The organism is Janthinobacterium sp. BJB401 (assembly GCF_013372745.1).
Lineage (GTDB): Bacteria > Pseudomonadota > Gammaproteobacteria > Burkholderiales > Burkholderiaceae_D > Janthinobacterium > Janthinobacterium rivuli.
The window spans coordinates 13,130-36,409 of sequence record NZ_JABXFH010000011.1; the positions used below are offsets into that span (position 1 = coordinate 13,130).

The window sequence follows — 23,280 nt, forward strand, 5'->3', positions numbered from 1 at the left end:
CGGTAAGGGAGTGATCGGAGGCAGGCGGCCAGGGGCGCGGCTGCCTTCCGATTATAGCGCCATCAGGCGCGCTGGTAGACATCCTCCAGGCGCACGATGTCGTCTTCGCCCAGGTAGCTGCCCGACTGCACTTCGATCAGGTGCAAGGGCAGCTTGCCCGGATTTTCCAGCCGGTGCGTCATGCCGATGGGGATGTAGGTCGATTCGTTTTCCGTGAGTAAAGTCACCTTCTCGCCGCACGTCACTTGCGCCGTGCCGCTGACCACCACCCAGTGTTCGGCGCGGTGGTGGTGCATCTGCAAGGACAGCTTGCCGCCCGGATTGACCGTGATGCGCTTGACCTGGAAGCGCTCGCCGATATCGATGCCTTCATAACTGCCCCACGGGCGGTACACCTTGCGGTGCTGCACGTGTTCGCTGCGTCCCGCCTGCTTCAAGTGGTCGACCACCTGTTTCACGCGCTGCACCTGGTCCTTGTGCGCCACCAGGATGGCGTCGTCCGTTTCCACCACGATCAAGTCCTGCACGCCCAGCACGGCCACCATGCGACGCTCGGCGCGCACCAGGCAATTGCGCACGCCATCGAGATACACGTCGCCGCGCACCACGTTGCCGTTGGCGTCCCCAGCTTGCACTTCCCACAGGGCCGACCAGGAACCCACATCGCTCCAGCCGATGGCGGCCGGCAGCACCACCGCATGCGCCGTATGCTCCATCACGGCATAGTCGATCGAATCGGATGGGCAGGCGGCGAAGGCCTTTTCTTCCAGGCGGCAGAAATCGAGGTCGCGGTAGCCGTCGCGCACGGCCGTTTCGCAGGCGGCCAGCATGGCGGGCTGGAATTGCCCCAGCTCGCCCAGATAGCGTTCGGCGCGGAACATGAACATGCCGCTGTTCCAGGAATAATTACCGGCGGCAAGGAACGACTGCGCCGTGGCCAGGTCCGGCTTTTCCACGAAACGCTCGACCTTGCAGCCCACGGCGCCAGGGCTGACGGGCGCGCCGCTGCGGATGTAGCCATAGCCCGTTTCCGGCGCCGTCGGCACGATGCCGAAGGTGGCCAGCGCACCATCGGCCGCCAGCAGCGCCGCCTCGGCGATAGCCTGGTGAAACGCGGCCACGTCGGTGATGACATGGTCGGCCGGCAAGACCAGCATCAGCGCCTGCGGGTCGATGGCCAGCAGGTATTGCGCAGCCACGGCCACGGCCGGCGCCGTGTTGCGCCCCACCGGTTCGAGCAAGATGCCCAGCGGCGGCAAGCCGATTTCGCGCAGTTGCTCGGCCACCATGAAGCGGTGTTCATTGCCGCACACCACCAGCGGCGGCATGACCTCGAAACCGGCCAGTCCGCTATCGCCGGCACGGCGGTTGGGCAGGCTGGTGACGCGCAGCGCCGTTTCCTGCAGCATGGTCTTGTCCGTTACCAGCGGCAATAGTTGCTTGGGCAGCACGGCGCGCGACAGCGGCCATAAACGGGTGCCCGAACCGCCGGACAGGATGACTGGGTAAATTTTCATGATTTCATTTCAAAAACAGTTTATTGGGCAGCATTATTGGGCAGCATACAGGGCCGGCGGCGTTTCATCGCGGCGCAGGCTGCGCCGGTCGCGCGCATTGCCCCAGGCATCTTTCTCATAGTCGGAGACATGGCGCATCTGGCCGGCACGGTCGACACTATAATCCTTGAAGACGATCATTTCATCAAGCAGCACGCCAGGCAGCACGCGCGTGTACTCGAACAGCACGCTGCGCACCACCTCGGCGCCGCCGCAGACATGGCTGCCATGGCCGATCCAGGCCGGCCCGATGATGGTCGTGCCCGCCTCGATGCGGCAGCCCGAGCCGATGTAGACGGGGCCTTCAATGCGCGTGCCGCCGCGCCAGTCGATGCTCGTATTCAGGCCGGCCCACACGCCATCGGCGATCTGGGTGCCCGGCACGTGCAAATTGGCCACTTTTCCCATCAGCACGCTTTGCAGCACTTCCCAGTAATCCTTGATGCTGCCGATATCGACCCAGTTGTACTGGCGCTTTTGCGCATAGAAGGGCAAGCCTTGCGCGACCAGCAAGGGAAACAGTTGCGAACCGATATCAAAGGGCTGGCCGGCGGGAATCAGGTCCAGCACGGCCGGCTCGATAATATAGATGCCGGTACTGACGCAATTGGACTGCGCATCGGCCTGCGCCGGCTTTTCCTGGAAGGCGCGGATGCGCCCGTCTTCGTCGCTGACCACAACGCCATAACTCGATACCTTGTCCCACGGCACTTCCAAGGTGATGACGGACGCCAGCGCGCCCTTGCTGCGGTGCTCGCGCAGAGCCGCTTCCAGGTCGAGGTCGATCAAGGCGTCGCCGCACAGCACGATCGTCGTGTCGTCGAAAAAGCCGCCGAACTCCTGGATCTTCTTCATGCCGCCGGCCGAACCGAGCGGTTGCGGCACGACCTTGCCCGCATCGTTCGTATAGCCTTCGAACGAGTAGCCGATGCGCACGCCGAACTGGTGGCCTTCGCCGAAATACTCCTCGATCTTTTCATGCAGGTAGCTGACGTTGACCATGATGTCGGTCACGCCATGCTGCGCCAGGTGTTCCACCAGATAAGCCATCACGGGCTTGCCCAGGATGGGAATCATCGGCTTGGGCAAATCATAGGTCAGGGGCTGCACGCGCGTGCCCTTGCCTGCTGCCAGTATCATTGCTTTCATCGTCCAGCATGCTCCATCAGGGTGGGACGCACTTCAGCGGCCATCCTTGCTCAAGGTTACGGGAACGGCGGGCGCGGCGGCGGGAAACAGGCGCGCATACGCGGCCAGCAGCTTGGGCGCTTCATACTCCCACTCCAGCTCGTTGATCACGCGATGGCGGCCGAATGCCCCCATCTGCTCGCGGCGGGCCGGGTCGTCGAGCAATTCGACGATCTTGCGCGCCATGTCGATGGGATCGTTCTTCAAGGCATACAAGGATGCCTGCTGCGCGGACACCTTGCCCTCGACCAGATCAAACTGCACGATCGGTTTGCCCAGCGCCATGTATTCCATGATCTTGTTCATGGTCGACTTGTCGTTCATGTCGTTGGCCACGTCCGGGTTCACGCACACGTCGGAGGTGTTGAGCATTTCCAGCAATTGCTGGTCCGGCACGCGCCCCGTAAACGTCACATAGTCGGCGATGCCCATGTCCTGCGCCATCTGCTTCATCTGTTCCAGCGAGGTGCCGCCACCCACCAGGCCGAAGTGCACATCCTCGCGCTTGAGGGTCTGCACGATGTATTGCGCCGCCTGCAGCAGCAGATCGATGCCTTCCTGCGCACCCATCACGCCCACATAGCCAACCAGGTAGGCGCGGCCCTTCTTGAGTTCCGGCACGGGCGGCAGCACGCGCAGGCGGTCCAGCTTGGGTCCGCTGCGCACCACGTAGACATCCTCGGGCCGCATGCCACCGCGCTCGATGGCGATCTTCTTGTACGACTCGTTGGTGGCGATCGACACGTCGGCGCTCTGGAACGACCAGCGCTCGAACAGCACCATCAGCTTGTAAAAGAAATCGCGCCGGCCGAACTTGGCTTCGTACAGCTCCGGATTGATGTCATGGTGGTCGAACAGGAAACGCTTGCCCATCGTCAACTTGAAGAAGCCGCCGATGAGAAACAACAAATCAGGCGGATTGCAGGCGTGGATGACGTCGAAGCCGCGCGCGAAATGCACTTTCCACGCCAGGCGGAAGGTGTGGAACAGCGCCAGTGTATATTCGACCAGGTATCCCTTCGCTCCTTCCGCTTCCAGCGGCAGGTTGTAGCGGTAGATATGGATGCCGTCGATGGCTTCGTAGCGCGACTCGTAGCCCTTGCCCGTCGGGCAAATGATCGACACTTCATAACCGTTCGCATGCAAGGTGGTCGCTTCCTGCCACACGCGCCGGTCGAACGGCGACGGCAGGTTTTCCACCAGGATCAGCACGCGCCGCGGCTGGCCTGCCACGGTGTTACCAGCAGATGCCGTCATATTGCTCTCCACTTTGTTCTTTGCTGATGCGCACCAGGTCGACGATATGCTGGTGCGGCTGCAGGCTGGCAGGCACCGTCTTGAATTCGGCCGCGCCGTTGCCGATGACGATGGTGTCGGCAAAATCGAGCACGTCTTGCATGTTGTCCACCATCAACTTGGAAATGTGCGGGATCATGTTCAGGATGTAATCCTGGTTGGCGCCCGTCAAGGCGGCCAGGTTGACGTTCTTGTCGTACAGCTTCAGTTCATAACCTTTGCCCAGCAGATACTCGATGACATCGACCAGCGGCGACTCGCGCAAGTCATCCGTGCCGGCCTTGAACGAGAAGCCCAGGATGCCCACCTTGCGCGCGCCCTTGTCGACGATCATCTTGATGCCTTTTTCCACTTGCTTCTGGTTCGATGGCAGGATGGAATTGAGCAAAGGCAAATCGAGGTCCAGGCTGCGCGCCTTGTAGGTCAGCGCGCGCACGTCTTTCGGCAGGCACGAGCCGCCGAAGGCAAAGCCCGGCTTCATGTAGTACGGCGACAGGTTCAGCTTGGTGTCCTGGCAGAAAATCTCCATCACCGTGTGGCCATCGATGCCGACGGCCTTGCAGATGTTGCCGATCTCGTTGGCGAACGCCACCTTGACGGCGTGCCAGGTATTGTCCGTGTACTTGACCATCTCGGCCGTTTCCACGTCCGTGCGCACCAGCGGCGCATCCATCTTTTCATACAGCTGCACCAGCAGCGCGCCCGCCTTTTCATCGGATTCGCCGATCACCGTCTTCGGCGGATTGTAGTAATCGTAGACGGCCGTGCCTTCGCGCAGGAATTCCGGGTTGTTGCACACGCCGAAATCGACGCCGGCCACCTTGCCCGAGGCCGCTTCCAGGGTCGGGATGACGAGCGAGCGCATGGAGCCGGGCAGCATGGTCGAGCGCGCCACGACGACGTGGAAAGTATCCTTTTCACGGATGGCGGCGCCGATTTCCTGGCACACCTTGCGCACGTGGCTCAGGTCCAGGTTGCCATTGAGCTGCGATGGCGTGCCCACGCAGATGAGCGACATGTCCGAGCCGAAGACGGCGTCGCGCACGTCGAAGGTGGCGCGCAAATGGCCGCTTTTCACGGTGGCGGCGATCATCTCGCCGATGTCTTTTTCAATGATGGGCGTGGTGCCCTGGTTGATCAGTTCCACCTTGGTCCTGTTCGGATCGACGCCGATGACTTCGTGTCCATCCGTTGCCAGGCAACCAGCCGAGACGGCACCCACATAACCCAAACCAAATATGCTAATTTTCATGTTTTCCTCGTATTTTCTGACAGATCAGGGGTAGCCAAACTCAGGTGAAACTCCGTGCGCAAGGTGGCCGCGCCTTGCAGCCGCCCGCGCCAGACCAACACAGGCGCAGCCTGTTTTTCATCGAAGCGGTGCGAAATCCAGCCCAGGGGCGGATCGTCGCTGCCGCACACCAGTTGCACGGAGGCATCCGGCAACGGCGGCAAATGCATGTCCAGCGCGAAGGCGTCGCCCGCCACGCGCACTACCTGGCCATCCAGCCGCACACTGCAGCGGGGATCGAAGTGCCAGAACAATTCCACCTCATGCGCGCCCTGGCATGCGAACACATCGTCGACCACGATCCGCACGGCGCCGGGTGCCACGCGCACGTCGCGCCGGTGCAGCAAGGCATCTTTCAAACCCAGGTAGCCATCGTGGCTGGCGCTCCAGAATTGCCCGTCGGCATCGTCACGCCACGCCAGGCACTGTGCCGTGGCCTTGCGCAGCCACAGGAAGTTGCCACCGGACTCGGACTGGTCGCGGCCATCGATGCGCACGGTGTTGTGCGCGCTGGTGCCGCGGAAATAATCGCGCCACTGCTTTTGCGTGTGATAGGCATAGGTGCCCGGATCGACCAGCACCATCTGGCCCGCCACGGACAAGGTCAGCGCCAGCGCATCGGCATGGCCGTGCGCGGCAATGCCCAGGTAGCCCAGCGGGCCGGCGTCGGCAATCAGGCGCACTTCACCGGGCGTGCCGAAGCCGGCGCCCATCACGTAATAGCCGCCATCGGGGAAGGCGCGCGGCAAGGTATCGGGCGCGGCGTCCGGCAAGGCGTCAAATGCCTGGCTCCCCGCCGCGCCCAGCAGCCACGCGCTTTTCTCGTCGAAAGTGCGCGCCCTGGCCTTGAAGTCGGCGCGGCCGAACAGGGCCGCGCCGCTGGCCAGCAGCGAGGTGTAGGGATTGGCGTCCGGCGCCTTGTCCCAGTGCGCCAGCAGCGCGTCGTCGGCGTCGCCGATCATCGGCACTTCGCCCGCCACATTCGTCATGGCGGCAATAAATTCCAGCATGGCTTCCAGGCGCCGCAAAAAAGCGTCCGAGCGGGGCCGGCCATTCGCGCGGCCCGCCAGCACGCACAGCAGCATTTCATCGGCCACCGTGTGCTGATAATAAATGGCTTGCTCGCGGTTCACGCCATCGTGACCGTTTTGCTTGAGCGCCTGCGCTTCCAGCTCGCCTTCCGTCTGCGCCAGCCAGCCGGCGCTTTCCGGCCAGCACGGCCATGTGAGCGCGGCGATATGCAAGCCCGTCAATTCGCCAAACAGGTGGTTGTTGGCCGACGAGTGGCGCGAAAAGTGTCCCGCGATGAAATGGCAATGCTGGTAGATGCTGTCGAGCCAGCGCTGCAGGAAGGCTTGCCCTTGCGCACCCTGGAACAAGGGGCTGTTGATGCCACCGAGCAAATGCCACGCATGCGACCAGCTGACCAGGCGCAAGGCCAGTTCCAGCGCGCTGCTCCAGTTCGGCCCCAGCGGATACGGGCATTGCTGCCACCACGATTCCAGCAAGGCTTGCGCGCCGAGCGCATGGCGCAGGTCGCCGCCGAGCCGGTACGCCATCGCCAGGTCGGCCACGGCCAGGTGGCGGTTCGGTTCCCACAGGCATTTGATATCGCCCACCACGGTTTCATCGCGGTAATTGAGCGTCTTGCCAAAGTCCAGCGGCGCCACGGTGCCCGTCTTCGGATCGCGGTTCCATTGCGGCGGGAAACCCAGCTCCGCATCGCGCTGAGCGAACACGTCGAAGCGGCCCGCCAGGATGCGTTCGGCCGCCGCCAGGTGCGGCGCGGCATCGCTGGGCAAGCCCAGCCACGGCGCGCCGAAACGCTGGCGCGCGGCCGGCGGCGGCACAGTCGCCAGGCCATAGCCGCGCGCCTGCAGCCGCTGCTGCACGGCATCGCGCACGCGGTGCGCCACCTCGGGCGCCCCCATGGCGCGCAAGCGGTTCAGTTTCCAGGACAAGTTGCTCAGCATGGACGTCTCACAGATACTGGCGGTGCCAGATTTCCAGGGTGAGCAAGCTCCACAGCAGCTTCTCGTGGTTTTGCCGTCCGGCCACGTGCTCGGCCAGCACCTGCTGCAGGGCTTGCGCATGGTAATAGTGGCGCGTGCGCGACTCGGCGCCCGTCAAGTGTTCATACAAATAATCCTTCATGGGGCCGCGGAACCATTCGTTGACGGGCACGCGGAAGCCCACTTTCGGCCGCGACAGGATATTTTCCGGCAGCAGCTGCTTCATGGCTTCGCGCAAAATCCACTTGGTAGTGCGGCCGCGCACGCGGTACTCGTCCGGCAGGCTCGACACATACGCGGCCAGTTCGTGGTCCATGAAGGGCATGCGCGCTTCCAGCGAGGCGGCCATGGTCATGCGGTCACCCCGTTCGAGCAGGTTGTCGGGCAGCCAGCTCAGTTGATCGAAGCACAGGATGCGGCGCAAGGCGCTGTTGCCGGCACTGCCGCAGCCCAGCGCGGGATCGCGCTGGCGCGACGGCGCCGGCATGGCCACCAGGCGCGCGCGTTCCTGGTCGGACATCATGCCGAACCAGCGCGGCATGCGTTCGTCGAACGCTTCCAGGCCCAGGTTGATGATGGCCGTCTTGGCGCGGCGGAAACGGTAGGGCAAGGCGCCGACAGCCGGCTCGATCAGGCCGCGGCGCAGCAAGCCCGGCAGCATCTGGTAATGGCCCGCATAGCGCTCGTACACGTGCTTGGGGTAGCCGCCGAGGATTTCATCGGAGCCTTCGCCCGTCAATACCATCTTGACCGTCTTGCGCGATTCTTTTGCCAGCAGGTAGATGGGAATATCGGACGGTTCGGCCACGGGGGCGTCGCGGAAGCGCACGAGGTCGGGCAGCAGTGCGATGACCTGGTCGACGGACACTTCCAGCTCATGGTGTTCGGTGGAAAATTGACGCGCGATATCGGCCGCATACGCCAGCTCGCTGAAGCCGCCCTCCTTGAAGCCGACGGAAAAAGTTTTCACGGGCACGCCCGCATGGCGCGACATCAGCGCCACGATGGCCGACGAGTCGATGCCGCCGGACAGGAAGGCGCCGAAGGGCACGTCGGAAATCATGCGAATGCGCACCGATTCATCGAGCTTGTCGAGGAAAGTGGCGACGGGGTCGGCCGGCAACGGCGCCGTCACGCGGGGCCGGCTGTCGGGCGGCGTGTAATACACGCGCTCGCGTAGCACGCCGTTTTCCCACGTGGCCGTGGAACCGGGCGCCAGCTTGCGGATGCCCTGGAATAAGGTGGCCGGGCCCGGCACGTAGCGGTAGGCGAAATAATCCCAGATGGCGGCCTCGTCCGCTTGCGGCGCCACGTCCGGCAAGGCCAGCAGCGCCTTGATTTCCGAGCCGAAAGCCAGCTTGCCCTCGTGCTGCCACAGGAACAGGGGTTTTTTGCCGAACGGGTCGCGCGCCATGAACAGGCAATTCTTGCGCGCATCCCAGATGGCAAACGCAAACATGCCCCGGAAATGCTGCACGCACTCTTCGCCCCATTGCACGTAGGCATGCACGATGGTTTCCGTGTCCGATGCCGTGCGGAAATGGTGGCCCAGCGCGATCAGCTCGTCGCGCAAGGGCTGGAAATTGTAGATTTCGCCATTGAAGATGATTTGCACGTCGCCCGTCTCATTGCCCAGCGGCTGGTGGCCCGTGGCGATGTCGATGATGGACAGGCGGCGGTGCAGCAAGCCCACCTGCCAGGCGCCGTCGGCCGTGGCCGCCTGGAGCACGCCCGTATCATCGGGGCCGCGGTGGGCGATGGCGCGCCCCATGGCGTCGAGCGCGGCAGGCAGGCCGGCAACGGACGAGGGAAAGATCAAACCGGCAATACCGCACATATAGGCTCGCTTAAAAAAGAATTCGGCTAGAGCGCCGGCGGCGCCAGCAAGGCGCGGTAGACGCGGCGGAAATCCTGCGCCAGGCGCTCGACCGTATAGGCGCTTTCGATGCGCTCGCGGCACGCTTGCCCCATGCGCTGCAACAGGGCGCGGTCGGCGTCGAGGCGCACGATGGCGTCCGCCAGCGCCTGGGGCTTGCGTGGCGGCAAGAACACGCCATGCACGCCATCCTGCATCACGTCGGCAATCGCGCCCACCGGGCACACCAGCACGGGCGTGCGCGCGGCCATGCTTTCCAGCAGCGCATACGGCAAGCCTTCCTGATGCAAGGTGGGAAAACCGAACAGGTCGGCCTGGCGCCACACGGCTTCCTTTTCGGCGCCAAAGACGGGGCCGAGAAAGCGCACCACCTCTTGCAAGCCCAGTTTGGCGACGCGCTCGCGCAACGCCCCTTCAAGGGGGCCGCTGCCGGCCAGTGACAGCGTTGCTTCCACGCTAGCGGCACGCGCCAGGCGCAGCGCTTCGAGCAGATCGAACAAGCCCTTACTTTCCGCCAGGCGCCCCACGTACACGAGTGACAGCGGACGCTGCGGCGCCAGCGGCCTGTCGCCAGGGTCGCTGCCCGCATCGATGGCGTTGGGGATCACGTCGAGCGCCAGCGCGGGATCGAAGTCGCGATAGCCCTGCAGTTCGCATTGCGCCAGCAGCACCACCACATCGGCCGCGCGCAGCACGCGCCGCAGCAGGCCCGTCAGCAATGGCTTGCCATTGAAAAACACTTGCGGCAAGGCGCCGCCATGCACCTGGTACACGACGCGCTTGCCCATGGCCTTGGCCAGCAGCAGATACACGATATCGCGCCAATAGCTGCGCCACTCCATGGAGGTGTTGATATGCACGATCTGCGGACGCTGCTTGCGCACGGCCTGCACGAACTGCACGGGACTCCAGGCAAAACGCAGCAGCTTGTGCAGGCGCGACTCGTTGCGGCCCTCGCTACCGACCTGGAAGTGCACCAGCTTGTAGTCTTGCGACAAAGAACTGTGAAATAGTTGATTCAAATGGGTGGTTACCCCGCTCACCGCAGTCAGTGCAGGTCCTAGCAGCATTATCGTAGTCATATTGGTATTATATGTTGTACTTTTGTAATTTAGACGCGAAGACAAATATATTTGCTGCATTGCGCTAATATCTACAACAATTTTCTTCCAGGGAACACCACCCATGGTGCATTCTGAGCGCCGTTTACGTGTTCGGCAACAACTTCTTGCCTGCTCATCCAGCCACGGGCGTCAACTGCGCGCACTGGCAAGATCCTGGTAGCGCTGCGCCAGTGCCTGCGCCAGCACACGGTAGCTGCGCTGCGCCTCGATATAGGCGACGCCGGCCTGGGCACGGGCGCGCGCCGCAGGCACATCGGACAAGATGGCCGTCATCGCCGCGGCCATGGCGGCCGGTTCGCTGGCCGTCAGCCAGCCTGCGCCGCTGGCCGTCAGCACCTCGACCTGATCCGGACTGTCGTTGCCCACGGCCGGCATGCGCAAGGCCAGATATTCGAGCAGCTTGGTGGGCGAACTGACGTCGAACAGGGCGCCACGGGGAATATACGACAGCGCGGCATCGGCCCCGGCCAGCAGGGGCCACGCCTGGTCCGAGGGCAGCCAGCCCGTCACGCGCACGGCATCGGCCAGCCCGGCGCGCTGCGCATAGGCAAGCAAGTCATCGACATCGGAGGGCGTATCGGAAGCGCCGATCAGCAGCAGGCAGGCAGCGGGGATGGTCTGGCGCACGATCAGCAAGGCGTCCAGCAAGCGTTCCAGCTGGCGCGACTGGTCGAGTGTGCCCAGGTAAGCCAGCAAGGGCACCTCCTCCCAGCCAGCCGGCCGGATGGGCGCGATGGCTTGCGCCTGCAACACTTCCATGTCGACACCCATGGGCACGGCCGTGAGGCGCTGCGCCGCGATGCCGCGCGCCTGCATCATGCGCAGCATCGCTTCGCTTTGCACGAAGACGTGATTGGCGCGTGGCAACACAATACGGTACAGCAACCATTGTTCGAGCAATCCCTTGCACAGCACCAGGCGCGCGCGCAAGGTGGGGCGTTGCGCCAGGCTGCTGCGCGCGCGTTCGATGCGTCCCTCGCTGATCAGGTAAGACACCCAGTAATAGAACGGGATGCCCTTCAGGCGCGCCGCCAGCAAGGCAAGCAGGCCCGTGGGTACCATGTCGCGCACCTGGACCGCATCGCAACTGGCGCGGCGGGCGCCCATCAGGGCGCGCAGGCAGGTCCACTGGAAAGCCAGTTCACGCAGGAGGCGGTTGCCCAGGAAGCGTCCGTGGCGCACGGAGCGGAAGCCCTGCGCCTGCGGCGCCTGTTGCGACGGCATGCCCACGATATCGCATTCGACGCCGTAGCGCGGCAGGTATTTACCGAACAGCACCGCCACATCGGGACGAAACGTGGGCAGGCTTTCCGGCACCAGTTGCAAAATCTTCAGGGACATAGGCGGTTCGACGGCAAAAGAAGGTTGAGGCAGATACAATACGCCATGCGCCGAAGCATATCACGGCCTTACGAAATGATTAATTATATTGCATTAATAGCATCACGACAAGTTTATGCTAGCAGCGGCCAGCAATGGCGCGGCACATCACCGCAGCGTGGCATGCCGTGCATTGAAACAATATGTAAACATCTATATTAATGCTATTGTTATAATGCTGTCGATTGCCAATCATTAAGTCAGTGACAACGACGGCCGCAACGGCGCTGGCTGTTGTTTTAATGTGATAATGTCCATTTTCAATAAGGCGCAACAATGATCCATGTGCTGCTGTCGGAAGCCGGAACCTACCACGACATCGTCGAGCACCTGGCGGCGAGCGGCGCGCGCGTGACGCATATCGGACCGGACGCGCAGGCGCAGCCGCACATGCGCAGCAAACTGTCCATCCTGGCGGCCATGCTGTCGCCATCACTGTTGCGCACGCGCAAATTATGGAGCCGGCAAGACCGCCTGCTGGTTGTCGGCTGGCAAGCGCTGCCCGTGCTGGCGCTGATACGCGTGGGCCTGCTGCCGCGCCCGCAGCGCCTGCTGGTAATGGCTTGCTTCATCCATGGCGCGCGGGCACGCAACGTGATCAACCGGGCCTGGCGCCTGCTCAATTTCCCCGGACTGGAATTCATTACCTTTTCCAGCGGTGAAACGCTGAACCTGACCGACAACGTCGGCATCGCGCCCGCCGCCGTGCATTTCCACCTGTGGCGCCAGCATCTCGACGGCGCCACCGCGCCGTCCCAGCGGCAAGATGACGGCAGCATCTTCGCCGGCGGCTTTTCCAACCGCGATTACGACCTGCTGCTCGATGCGACGCGCGGACTGGGGGCGCAGCTGGTGATCGTGGCGTCGGCGCAAAACCAGATCCCCGCGCAAGATCCGGCGCAGACGACGGTCCATCTCGACTTGCCGGAAGCGCAGTTTGAAATGCTGCTGGCACGCAGCCGGGTGGTCGCCATGCCGCTGAAAAGCCAGGGCGAAGCGTGTGGCCAGAGCGTGCTGCTACGGGTATTGCGCAATGGCAAACCACTGATCGCCACGCGCCACGAAGCCATCGAAGCCTACCTGGGACGTGATTACGCCGGCTTCGTTGCCGCAGGCGACAGCGGCGCCATGCGCGAAGGCTTGAGCCGCGCCCTGTCCGACGATGCCTTCCGCGAAGCCTTGGCCGGGCAAGTGTCGCGCGCCTATGCCCGCATGGAACAGCGCGGCGGACCGGGCCAGGAAATCGAACAATTTCTGTTGGCGCCTTGAAAAAAATCCACTGCCGCAACAACGACAGTGGATTTTGCTGGAACCAGCGCTCAGTTCGGCAATGTCACCACTTGCTTGCCAACCGTCAGCGTGCGGGCCGTGCCGTTGCTGCCCAGCGTGATCAGCGGCTTCTTGCAGCCGACATCGAGCACCGTGAGGAATTCACCGCTCAGCGCCGCGGCCGACTTGATGAACACCCCATGCTCTTCGTAGGTACCAGGCTGCGGCGGAGGTCCCGTGCGCTTTTCGAAACGCGCACCGGTGCTGACCGGCACCACGCACACCTTGCGGCCCTGATTCGTCACCGAGATGGCGCCGCCGGCGTCGACCACGATAGGCGCATACGTATGGAAGTTCCACTCGAACACGCGCGGCGTGGCCGATGTCACCTGGTCCTGCACCACCACGGCGTCCATCGTGCGCAAATACCACAGCTTGCGCAGCGCCGATTTGAGCTGGCCGCCATACGCCAGCGTGGCGTCGCCCGCCACGTAGTCGACGGTTGCCTTGGGGGCAAAAGCGGTGATGCGGCCATTGCGCGCCATGGTCGTTTCATAGCCGTCGACCAACTGGCCCTGGCCATTGTCGAACGTCAGGGCATTGTGCGCCTTGGTCTGGCGGTACCAGGAACTCCACAGCGGCGAATCGTACCAGTCATACCAGCCGCTTTCCGTCAGCAGGGGCACGCCCGCGCTGGCCAGCACAAAGCCGTTCTGGTCGCCATGGCTGTGATTGAACGAACCATAGGGACTCGATTTGAAATACACCGAGGTACGCTGCAGATTGCCGATGTCGCTGTGCATGGCGGCCCAGCCGATGCTCGGGTAATACGCCGAGTTCGCTGGCGGCGCGGCCGTGGTGACGGTCGACACCGGCAACGGGTACGGTGCCTGCAGCGTGGCCAGCGAATCGTCGGTACGGATCAGGTTCTTGAAATACCATGCCGCGGCAGGCGTGGCGAAATGCGCGGCGAAACCCTTCATCATGCGGATTTCAGGCAAGGTCTCGTGCCCGTCGCCAAACACGTGGGTCTGCGAACCGGGTGGCACGAAATGCATCAGGTAGTCGAGAAAGCCGCTGGCCCAGGGTTTGGTGAACAGGTCGACCTTGGTCGCGTAAGCCAGGGCGGGCCATATCTGCAGCGCGTAGTCGGCCTCATACTCGGCATACGCCGTGCCGTTGGCGAAACCGCCTTCCGGGCCGCTCCACACGCTGTAGGAACTGACAAAGGCGCGGAACGAAAAATCGAACCAGTCCTTCGCCTCCGGGATATCGCCCAGGGACAGCGTTGAAATCAGCGTCAGGAAACCGATATTGCTGGCGGCGTGGGAATCGTAGGGATACTGGTCCAGGCGCCCCGTCTGTGCGGCCAGGTCGAGGTACATCGCATTCGTGCGTACGCGCACCTTCTCCAGCCACAGGGCGCGGCGCGGCGCATCGAGGGCGCTGGCCAGATTGTCGATAGCCTTGATCAGGCTTTGCGCAATGGCGCGGTTGCCCTGGTCATGGTTGACAAAACTGGTGCCGCCGCTCGTGCTGAGCGCGGCATGCTGGTCGCCACGCTTGAGCGCCTCCACCAGATACTGGTTCTCGCCCGTCACGCGGTACAGCAGCGAGGCAGCCTCCAGCTGGCGTGCGCTCAGATTCGTGCGCGAAATGACGCGCGCATTCTGCGCCTCGTTGGCGGCGGTACGAACCTTGCCCGGCGACAAAGGCCATTCGGCGTCGGAAACGGGCGCGAGTTCCGTCATGTTGCGCTTGACCTCATTGCTCAGCCAGGTCAGCACCTGGCTGCGGTCGGTGCGCTTGGCCGCGCTCCAGTTCGCAAAAAAGGTCGCGTTATCTTCCAAGCCGCGCGGGCGCGGGCGCAACACGACGGCAGCGCGCAAGGTGCTGTTTTCCGGCACTTCGAACACTTTCGAGGTGGCATTGATCACAAAGGTTCGCGGGCTCGACCATTCATTGCTCGTGCCGGGACGCACGCGCCAGGTGTACGTGCCATCCGCAAATTTCCTGGATGGCAGATACCAGTTGCGCGCCGACGTGAAGGTGCCGACGACGGCGCCTGCGGAGCGCACTTCAATGATGTAGGACGCCGGCGACTGCGGATGGCGCGACCAGCTGAAACTGGGGGGATTTTGCGGCTGGATCTGGCGGTTGTCCGGCAAGGTGCGGATGGCCAGCGGGTCTGTCGCCAGGGCCCAGTCGGCCTGGGCCTGGCCGCAAGCTGAACAGACGAGCAGCAGCGCTACCTTGACCAGCGTATATTTAGCGAATTTCATAGATTACCTTCTTAACATCAACTATCGAGCAAGATACCGCCGCTGCGTGGGCATACGCCTCCTGTCGAGGCTGCTTGCGAGACACAGGACGGCCCGCCGTACAAGATCGGGTAATAGGCGAAGACACTGCGGAAGGCACTGCGAATATATGCAGCATATACCTAAAGTATTCTTACAAGCACTAATATTAGTTTCTTCTCAGCTACTAATGTGCGTTTCGCGCCACATTTGCCATTTTATGGCAAGCCTGGTCGGCAACATGCAACACAAGGCCAGGGCCACCCACCAGTGGCGCGACATGCCGCCGCTGGCGGCGCGGCGCAGCCCGGCCAGCGCTTCGCCGCGGCGGCCCCGCGCCAGCGCCGCGCGCGCCACGCTGACGCGCGCATCGGACACCAGCCGCAAGGCCGAACGGCGCGCCGGCTTGGCCGCCGGCCAGGCCAGGGCACGCTGCTCCAGTCGCTCGAAGGTGGGCGCCAGCACATCGACCGATTCGATCGCGCACAGACTGCCGGCCACCTCGACACGGTAAGCCACCAGCTGTGCCGGCGTAAACACCAGCGTCAGGCGCTCGGCCAGCCGAAACCACAGATCCTGGTCTTCGCCAGCCGATTCGCCTTCCGGAAAGCACGGTTGCAATGGCAACAAGTCGCTGCGCCAGATGGCCACGGAATTCGTGCAGAAAAACGGTCCGCCGCGGCGACGGCGCTCGAAAAAGTCGTCGAGCAGGCGCGTCTCGCGTACCGCCACGCCCTGGTAGCTGAGCGCCGCCAGGCTGCTGTCCGGTATGCGTTCGAAGCCGCAGGCGAAAAACGACCCCGACGGATGCGCGCGCGCCATGGCCACCATGGTTTCCAGATACACCGGACCATACCAGTCGTCCGCATCGAGAAAACAGATCAATTCGCCGCGCGCTTCCAGAATGCCGCGGTTGCGCGCGCGCGACACGCCGCCATTGGACTGGCTTACCAGCCGCACGCGCGCGTCGGCGCAGGCCCGCACGCGCTGCGCGCCATCATCGCTGGAACCATCATCAACCACCACCACTTCCCAGTCGGCATGGGTTTGCGCCAGCACCGAGGCCAGCGCCGCTTCGATATATGGCCCCTTGTTATACAGCGGCACAATGACCGAGCACAGCATCAAGCCATCCCCGGCACGCGCACCTTGCGCGCCCTGAGCGCCTGCCGGTCGGCCGCCGGATAATACGCCGTCAAGATAATGAGCAACAGCAAATGCGTCATCGCCTCGGCGGCAAAGCCCGTCAGCGACAGCGGCACTTCGCTGATCGAACGGATGGCAATGAGCACGAACAGGGCCATCGACAGGCCCTGGCTGGCACGGGCCGTGCGCGCGCAGGCATACAGTAGTGCCATGGCATACGGTACCAGGCCGATGGCCCCGATGGTGCCAGCGCTGGCCAGACTCTGGTAAAACTGGCTATGCGCATGGGTGGCGTAGGGCATGCCGATGCTGACGCGGAACGCATCATCCCACAGCGGCAAGCCGTAGCCGAACACGGGATTTTTGTGCCATTCCTGCAGCGCCACCTGCCAGATCACGTCACGGCCCGTCAAGCTGATCAAGTCAAAGCCCTCGTTGCTCGAGGCAAAGCGCGCCAGCTTGGCGTCGAGATTGCCGAACATCACCATCAGCATGCCCAACGTGCACAACAGGATGAAGCAGAAGATGCCGATGATCGACAATTGCGGGCGGCGGTAATCGAACAGCCGCTCCTTGATTTGTTCACGGAAACCGAAATACGCGACACAGGCAAAGCACAGGAAGCAGGCGATCCAACTGGTTTTCGATTGGGCCAGCAACAGGCTGCCCAGGCCCACACCCCAGGCAAACAGGTTCAGCAGGTGCGAGGCATAGGGCTTGCGCCACAGGCACAACAGGAATACCACCACCATCGGTCCCAGGCTGTTGGCGTGATTGGCCAGGCCCGTATAGCGAATGCTGAGGAAGGGAATCAGGCCGTGGTAACTCTTGTTGATGACCATGTTCGGCTTCCAGACAAACACGGCCGCGCTGAGCACCAGGAACAGCAAGGTGGCGTTGCGCATCGAAATGACGCTCAGGTCGACCTCTTTCGGCGTCATCAGCAGCGCCGCATAGCCGGCCAGGAACATGTACAGGTATTCATGCGAGACACTGGTATGGCGCCCCAACAGGGCCGGACTGACAATATTGCTGAGGAAGTACACGAACAGCGCCCAGAACAGCAGCATCGGCATGGGCTGGATCTTGTCGCGCGAAGTCAGGCGGTGCAATATGCGCTCGCCGCAGGCAAAGATCACGAACAGGGACGTGAGCCGGCCAAACCAGGCGCTGGCCGGGTTGCGCACCATCGCCTGCATGCCCATCTGGAGCTCATCGCCAGAGATATCGCGGTTCGACAAAATGGCCGCCACGGCGATCGACAGCAGTACCGGATAGAACACATAGGGCACCAGTCCCGTCTCGCGCTTGTTGCCCCAATGAATGCTCAAGGCGATCACGAACACCACCACCAGCGCGGCGACCACGGCAAACAGGCCAAACAGTATTTCACTCATGTAGTTCTCGCGTATCCAGTAAGTTGTCGCGCGCGCCACAGCGGGCGCGCAGATAAGAGACCACCCTGGCCGGCAGCGGCGGGCTGAAGCGGGCCAGCATGCCCACCGCGCGCGTGCCCAGCAGTTCGGGCCAGGCCAGCACGGCCAGCAGCAGGGTCAGGCCGCCGAACATCGCGCCGCCCAGGAATGCCGGCAGCGGATGGCTGCCGCCCAGGCCGCCCAACATGGCGCCGCCCCAGCTGCCGGCGGCGGCCAGCAAGCCCATCGCCAGGCCGCGCGCGGCCAGTGGCGCCAGTTCGCCCAGCCCCACCTGCAGGCGCAGGCACGCCACCGTGCCCACCACCAGCGCCCGTGCCAGCAAGGTGCCGGCGGCGATCATGGCGACCACCGCCCCGCCCTGCCCCGCCCACAGCACCAGCGCCGCGCCAGCCAGCACGATCAGCGGCAGTTGCAGCAGGCTTTCCAGGTGCTTGCCGCCCGTATTCCATAAAATCGGCGTCGACATGCCCCACGTGATGTACGCGGGCATGGCCAGCGCCAGGATGCTCAGCACGATGCCCGACTCTTGCCACACCTTGCCATACAACACGCCGATCAGGTCCGGCGCCGTCATCGCCAGCAGCACGAACAGCGGCAGGATGATGATCCAGATGGTCGCCAGCACCGACAGATAGGTGTCGCGCAGGCGCGGCAGATCGTCCTGCAGCTTGGCGCCCGTGGCCAGGAACGCCGGCTGCAAGGCGCTCAGGAACAGCGAATTGGGCGTATTGGCCAGGTTGTAGCCGACCGCATACACGCCCACCGCGTGGGCGTTGAGGAAGCGGCCCAGAAATACGCGGTCCATATTGTTCAGGCACCAGTTGCACAGATTCGTCACGAACACCGTCACGCCCACATTCGTCGAACGCCGCGCGCCCTCGTACCACAGCAGCGGCTTGAGCGAAAAGCGCGTGCGCGCATACGTCAGCACCAGCGCCGTGGCCGCCTGTCCCAGCCAGGCGCACACGAGCGTCCACACGCCGGCGCCCGCATACGCGAGCGGCAAGCCCACCAGCAGGTAGCCGACGATGTAGCTGCTCACCTGGATGATGTTGAGCCAGCGGAAATCGAGGGCGCGCCGCAGCAGGCTGCTACCGGGCGCCGTCAGCGCATTCAGCAGGCAGGTCAGGCTCATCCACGCGATCACGGGCGCGATGCGCGGCTCCTTGAAATACGCGGCGATCCAGGGCGCCATGAAAAACAGCAAGGTCATGGCCGCCAGGCCCGTCAGCGCCTGCCACGTCACGGTAAAGCGCACATCTTCCTCGCTGAGCGTGCGGTTTTGCACCAGCCCCCAGGAAAAGCCGAAATCGGCCAGGAAGTTGCTAAATGTCAGCACGATCAGTCCCATGGCAAACAAGCCGTAGTTTTCCGGCCCCAGCAGGCGCGCCAGCACCACTTGCGTGACCAGCTGCAGGCCAAACATGAGGACCGTGCCCATCGCCGCCCACTTGACGGCGCTGACGCTTTTCTTGTTGATGTCGCTACTCATGATTCTCGCTATCTGCTTCGCTGCGCCTCAACGGGACGGCGCGCCGATCAGGCGGCCACGCTCCGCTGGCGGCATGCTGGCCAGCAAGCCATTGACGAAATCGGCCTGCAAGCGGTACGCGCGCGGCAAATCCGTATCGATGCTCGACACGCGGAACAGCATGGCGTCGGCGACGGTGCCCGTCAGGCCGTAGCGCAATTGCTCCAGGCGCTGCTGCATGCCGACCTTGCTGATCTTGTCGCCGATGGTGATCCAGTACGTGATGGGTTCGCTGCGGTTGCCATTCACGGCCAACAAGCGCTTCACGGGCAGGCTGCCGTAGGCCGAGGCCAGCTCGCCATATTCGTCGCGCTCGACCTGGAAACCCTGCGCCGCGTAGCACACTTCCGGCTTGTGCACGCCCATGTTGTCGCTCTGGTCGCCGCCGTAGGCGATCGACAGCATCACCCGTTCGCCATGCGCATTGATGTAGGTGCGCGACAAGGTCTGGTTGTAGATCTTGTTCAGGCGTTCCTGGGTTTCCGGATCCACCTGCAGCGGCACGATGGAACTGTCGACGCGCCACTCGCCGAACGCTTGCGGTATCGCCGTTTCCAGCGAAAAGCTCGGGCGCTGGTCGGCCAGCTTCACGCCCGGCGCCACGCCGTGGCTGAGGATGGCCGCGCCCAGCAGCAAGGCGCCCAGCAGCATGTTCATGCGCAGCGCCGCGTTCATGTCGACGCTCCCACGGCGGGCGCGCGGCCCGCCTGGCGCCTGCGCACGATCCACTGCAGCAGGCTGTCGACACTGAGGATCAGCAGCAGCGCGGAAATGAACAGCACCATGCCGGCGAAGCCATGCAGGAAGCCCTGCCCGGCCGCGTCGCCGAAGTAATATGTGATCAGGGTCAGCACGATCACGCGGATGACATTGGCGGTAAAGGAAATCGGCACGATCAGCAGGGCCAGCACGATGTTGCGGAACGGCGAAGTATGCCGCACCAGGTTCAGGTAAAACAGGCCCAGCGCTTCCAGCGTGAGCAGGGTCTGCAAGCCGGCGCAGGCGTCGGCCACCAGCAGCTGGTACTGGCCGATCTGCAGGATCACGCCATTGCGGGCGATCGGATAGCCGGCCAGGAAAAGCAGGTGTTCGGTCACATACGAAACGGCCATTTTCATCGGCATGGTCAGGGTCGTCACCAGCGGCAGCGGCAGCGGCACCATGAACAGCATGAAAAAGAAGGGAAACCACAGCACGCGCGCGGCAATCCAGCCGCGCTTGAGCAGCAGCAGGGCCAGGCCGGTGCCGATCAGGGCGAGGATTTCCAGCGACAGGATGTGCTGCGAACGGCCCAGCACATACAGCAGCAGCGCGGCGGCCAGCAGCGGCCAGCCGGCGCGGGCCGGACGGGCGCCGGCGCTCTGCGCCAGCATCTCGGGCCACTTGCGGTAGATCAGCCACAGCGACAGGGCCAGGATGATGGGGCCGTGCGCCTGCTCTTCGGTGGACCAGATGCCGCGGAACAGTCCGACCAGGCTGGGCGCGAGCATGGCCAGGAAGCCCAGCGCCAGCGGCAGCCAGTCCGGCACGGCGGACCGGCCGGACCGTGCCGGCGGCATGGCATGGCCAGGCGCAGTCATCAAAAGTCGACCATCACGGAACCGACCACCTGGGCGCCGCTATGCGTCATTTGCTCGGCCATGGCTGCCACTTCCGCCATCGGCGTCTTGTTCTTGCGCGCCACCAGCAGCACGCCGCCGGCACGCGCGGCCACGGCCAGCGCATCGGAACCGGTGGCATACGCCGGCACGTCGTAGAGCACCACGTCGTAGCGGCTTTCCAGCTGCTTGTTGAGCGTGACGAAGGAGGTCCGGCTCAGCAATTCCTGCGGATTCGGCGGCAAGGTGCCGGCGGCCAGCACCGACAGCGCGACAAACGATTCCACCTTGGCGATGATATCGAGTTCGGCGCGGCCGGCCAGCACGTCGGACAGGCCCTGGCGTGTCTTCAGGTCGAAGATTTCCTGCTGGCGCGGCGCGCGCAGGTTGGCGTCAACCAGCAAGGTGTGCTCGCCCAGCTGGGAAAACACCACGGCCAGGTTGGCCGCGAACAGGCTGGCGCCGTCGCCCGGCTCCATGCCCAGCACCACCAGCGACTTGCTGCCGCGGGCGAACCAGCGCAGCATCAGCTGGCTGCGCACGGCGCGCAGGGTTTCCACCTGGTGGCTGAATGGCTGGTACGCGGCCACCAGTTCCTGCGGATACTTGCCGGCGCCCGGCTGCAGATACGGGTAGTCGAACTGGCGCGCCAGCACTTGCTCGATATCGGCTTCCGTGATCAGGCCCAGGCGCAGGGCCGCTTCGCCGAAGCGGATGCCCAGTTCCTTTTGCATGCGCAGCACGCGTTCGGCGTTTTCCGGCGTGATCTTGCCCGATTCGAGCAACAGGCCGCCTATGCTGGAATCGGCGCCGCGCACCAGCGGTGCGGTGGTATTCAGAAGGTGTGGACTTGAAGTCATGATAGGTTCCATCTCAGTTCAGGCGCAAGCGGCGCGGCAGCATACCGCGCATGCGGCGCTGTTTCGGTTTCCAGTCGACCACGCCGAACACGGGAATCTGCAGCACTTCGCTCAGGTCCTGGTCGGAACGGATACGGCGGTCCAGCAATTCGGCCAGCAGCGCGATGCCGCAGCCCAGCATGAGTCCGAGGAAAATCGACAGCAGCACGTTGCGGGGAATCTTCGGGCTGTCCGGCTCGATCGGCGCCGTGGCCGGGTTGAGCATGGCGATATCGGACTGCTCGGCCTGGCCTTCGATGCGCGTCTGCGACAGGCGCTGCGAGGTCACGTCGAAGGCGCGCTGGGCGCTTTCCACATCCTTGCTCAGCACGCCCATTTCATCGCGCGTCCGGTTCAGTTCCAGCACCTTGGCTTTTTGCGCGGCCAGAGCGGCACGGATCGCGCCTTCGCGCTGCTGCAGGATCTGCGCATTGTTGCCTACGCTTTGCGAGGTCGAGCGCGTCTGCTCGGCCAGGTCGCGGCGCAGCTTGTCCACTTCCGCCTTGGCGCTTTGGTATTGCGGGTGATTGCGGTCCAGGCGCTGGCCCAGCTCGGCCAATTTACCCTCGGCGTTGCCCAGGCCCAGCTTCAGGCTCTGGATCAGCGGATTCGACGCCACGTCCGGCGATTCGGACAGGTTGCCGCCCTGCGCCATGCGCTGGCGCGAATTGGCTTCCATGGCCTGGCCCTGCGCCAGCACCAGTTGCGCCGACAGGTCGTTCAGGCGGTTCGATTCCACGTCGAGGCGGTTGTCGACGCTGACGATGCCGTTATCCTGCTGGTATTTCGACAAACGGCTTTGCGCGCGCTCGACGTTATCGCGCAGCAATTTGGTCTGGTCATCGAAGTACGTCGTCGCCTTGCGCATCGGGTCGACCTTCAGCTGGATACTGACCTTTTGATACTGTTCCGCAAAGGCGTTCGAGACGGCCGCGACGAATTGCGGGTCGGCGCCCTTGAAGCTGACATCGACCACGCTGCTTTCGCGCGACGGCATCACTTCGAGTTTCTTCAGCAGCAAGTCGGCCAGCCAGTCGCGCACCGTGCCCTTGCCTTGCGCCGCGTCATTGAACTGGGCGATCACGGCGGGGCTGCGCGCCAGCTCCAGCTGGTCGACGACGCGCAGGGCGACGTTCTTGCTGCCGATAATATCGACCTGGGTAGCCATGTAGCCGGGCAGCAACTGCCCCGGCATGGTCATGCCCGTCAGAGGATCGACGCCCTTGTAGTTCATCAGCAAGGTGCTGGTGGCCTTGTAGGTCTTCGGCAACACCAGGCTGACGCCCAGCGCCAGCGCCACGGTGATCATCAAGGTCAGCAGCACAATCTTCTTGCGTGCCCGAAGGATCAGCAATAGTTGGGTGAGGTTCATTTGGAA

17 protein-coding genes are annotated in these 23,280 nt (G+C 63.7%); 1 reads left to right on the forward strand and 16 read right to left on the reverse strand.

The window, feature by feature from the left end; all coding sequences use genetic code 11:
* Window positions 1–62: 62 nt before the first annotated feature.
* The 8 genes from HWE17_RS09770 to HWE17_RS09805 form a co-directional block, all read right to left on the reverse strand.
* Complete coding sequence (locus HWE17_RS09770) at window positions 63–1,517, reverse strand: mannose-1-phosphate guanylyltransferase/mannose-6-phosphate isomerase (protein WP_176388640.1); 1,455 nt, start codon at window positions 1,515–1,517, stop codon at window positions 63–65.
* Window positions 1,518–1,550: 33 nt separating this feature from the next.
* Entirely contained in the window at window positions 1,551–2,705 is a 1,155-nt protein-coding gene (locus HWE17_RS09775; RefSeq protein WP_176388641.1) for a sugar phosphate nucleotidyltransferase, read from the reverse strand.
* Between the two features lie 33 nt (window positions 2,706–2,738).
* A complete protein-coding gene (locus HWE17_RS09780) occupies window positions 2,739–4,001 on the reverse strand; it encodes a glycosyltransferase family 4 protein (RefSeq protein ID WP_176388642.1) in 1,263 nt (420 codons plus the stop codon).
* The gene (locus tag HWE17_RS09785; protein WP_176388643.1) at window positions 3,982–5,292 is read right to left on the reverse strand and encodes a nucleotide sugar dehydrogenase; all 1,311 of its coding nucleotides are present in this window, start codon (window positions 5,290–5,292) and stop codon (window positions 3,982–3,984) included. Before HWE17_RS09785 ends, HWE17_RS09780 begins: the two co-directional genes overlap by 20 nt.
* A complete protein-coding gene (locus HWE17_RS09790) occupies window positions 5,289–7,304 on the reverse strand; it encodes an alginate lyase family protein (RefSeq protein WP_255206182.1) in 2,016 nt (671 codons plus the stop codon). The genes HWE17_RS09785 and HWE17_RS09790 overlap by 4 nt, the downstream gene beginning before the upstream one ends.
* A gap of 7 nt (window positions 7,305–7,311) precedes the next feature.
* Entirely contained in the window at window positions 7,312–9,180 is a 1,869-nt protein-coding gene (gene asnB / locus HWE17_RS09795) for an asparagine synthase (glutamine-hydrolyzing) (protein ID WP_176388644.1), read from the reverse strand.
* Window positions 9,181–9,206: 26 nt separating this feature from the next.
* Complete coding sequence (locus HWE17_RS09800; RefSeq protein WP_161784214.1) at window positions 9,207–10,241, reverse strand: glycosyltransferase family 4 protein; 1,035 nt, start codon at window positions 10,239–10,241, stop codon at window positions 9,207–9,209.
* Window positions 10,242–10,472: 231 nt separating this feature from the next.
* On the reverse strand, window positions 10,473–11,684 hold the full coding sequence (locus tag HWE17_RS09805) for a glycosyltransferase (RefSeq protein WP_176388645.1): 1,212 nt from the start codon (window positions 11,682–11,684) through the stop codon (window positions 10,473–10,475).
* Window positions 11,685–11,999: 315 nt separating this feature from the next.
* Between HWE17_RS09805 and HWE17_RS09810 the strand changes: the two genes are divergently transcribed.
* Window positions 12,000–12,992: a hypothetical protein gene (locus tag HWE17_RS09810; RefSeq protein WP_176388646.1), complete on the forward strand. Its 993-nt coding sequence runs from the start codon at window positions 12,000–12,002 to the stop codon at window positions 12,990–12,992.
* 50 nt (window positions 12,993–13,042) lie between these two features.
* Here HWE17_RS09810 and HWE17_RS09815 read toward each other — a convergent pair whose 3' ends face one another.
* The 8 genes from HWE17_RS09815 to epsF all read right to left on the reverse strand — a co-directional run bounded on the left by HWE17_RS09815 (window position 13,043) and on the right by epsF (window position 23,274).
* Window positions 13,043–15,274 carry a heparinase II/III family protein gene (locus HWE17_RS09815; RefSeq protein WP_176388647.1) on the reverse strand — a complete coding sequence of 744 codons (2,232 nt, stop codon included), beginning with the start codon at window positions 15,272–15,274 and terminating at the stop codon, window positions 13,043–13,045.
* A 198-nt stretch (window positions 15,275–15,472) separates the two neighbouring features.
* Window positions 15,473–16,417, reverse strand: a complete 945-nt coding sequence (locus tag HWE17_RS09820) for a glycosyltransferase family A protein (RefSeq protein WP_035825818.1) — start codon at window positions 16,415–16,417, stop codon at window positions 15,473–15,475.
* Window positions 16,417–17,835 carry an O-antigen ligase gene (locus HWE17_RS09825; RefSeq protein ID WP_176388648.1) on the reverse strand — a complete coding sequence of 473 codons (1,419 nt, stop codon included), beginning with the start codon at window positions 17,833–17,835 and terminating at the stop codon, window positions 16,417–16,419. Before HWE17_RS09825 ends, HWE17_RS09820 begins: the two co-directional genes overlap by 1 nt.
* Window positions 17,828–19,366, reverse strand: a complete 1,539-nt coding sequence (locus HWE17_RS09830; RefSeq protein WP_176388649.1) for a lipopolysaccharide biosynthesis protein — start codon at window positions 19,364–19,366, stop codon at window positions 17,828–17,830. The genes HWE17_RS09825 and HWE17_RS09830 overlap by 8 nt, the downstream gene beginning before the upstream one ends.
* 27 nt (window positions 19,367–19,393) lie before the next feature.
* On the reverse strand, window positions 19,394–20,080 hold the full coding sequence (epsI, locus tag HWE17_RS09835) for an exosortase-associated protein EpsI, B-type (RefSeq protein WP_035825816.1): 687 nt from the start codon (window positions 20,078–20,080) through the stop codon (window positions 19,394–19,396).
* Window positions 20,077–20,985, reverse strand: coding sequence for an exosortase B (gene xrtB, locus HWE17_RS09840; protein WP_217916736.1), 909 nt, complete (start codon window positions 20,983–20,985; stop codon window positions 20,077–20,079). Before xrtB ends, epsI begins: the two co-directional genes overlap by 4 nt.
* Window positions 20,985–21,863 carry a chain length determinant protein tyrosine kinase EpsG gene (epsG, locus tag HWE17_RS09845; RefSeq protein WP_035828798.1) on the reverse strand — a complete coding sequence of 293 codons (879 nt, stop codon included), beginning with the start codon at window positions 21,861–21,863 and terminating at the stop codon, window positions 20,985–20,987. The genes xrtB and epsG overlap by 1 nt, the downstream gene beginning before the upstream one ends.
* Before the next feature lie 13 nt (window positions 21,864–21,876).
* A complete protein-coding gene (gene epsF / locus HWE17_RS09850) occupies window positions 21,877–23,274 on the reverse strand; it encodes a chain length determinant protein EpsF (RefSeq protein ID WP_176388650.1) in 1,398 nt (465 codons plus the stop codon).
* Window positions 23,275–23,280: the final 6 nt, after the last annotated feature.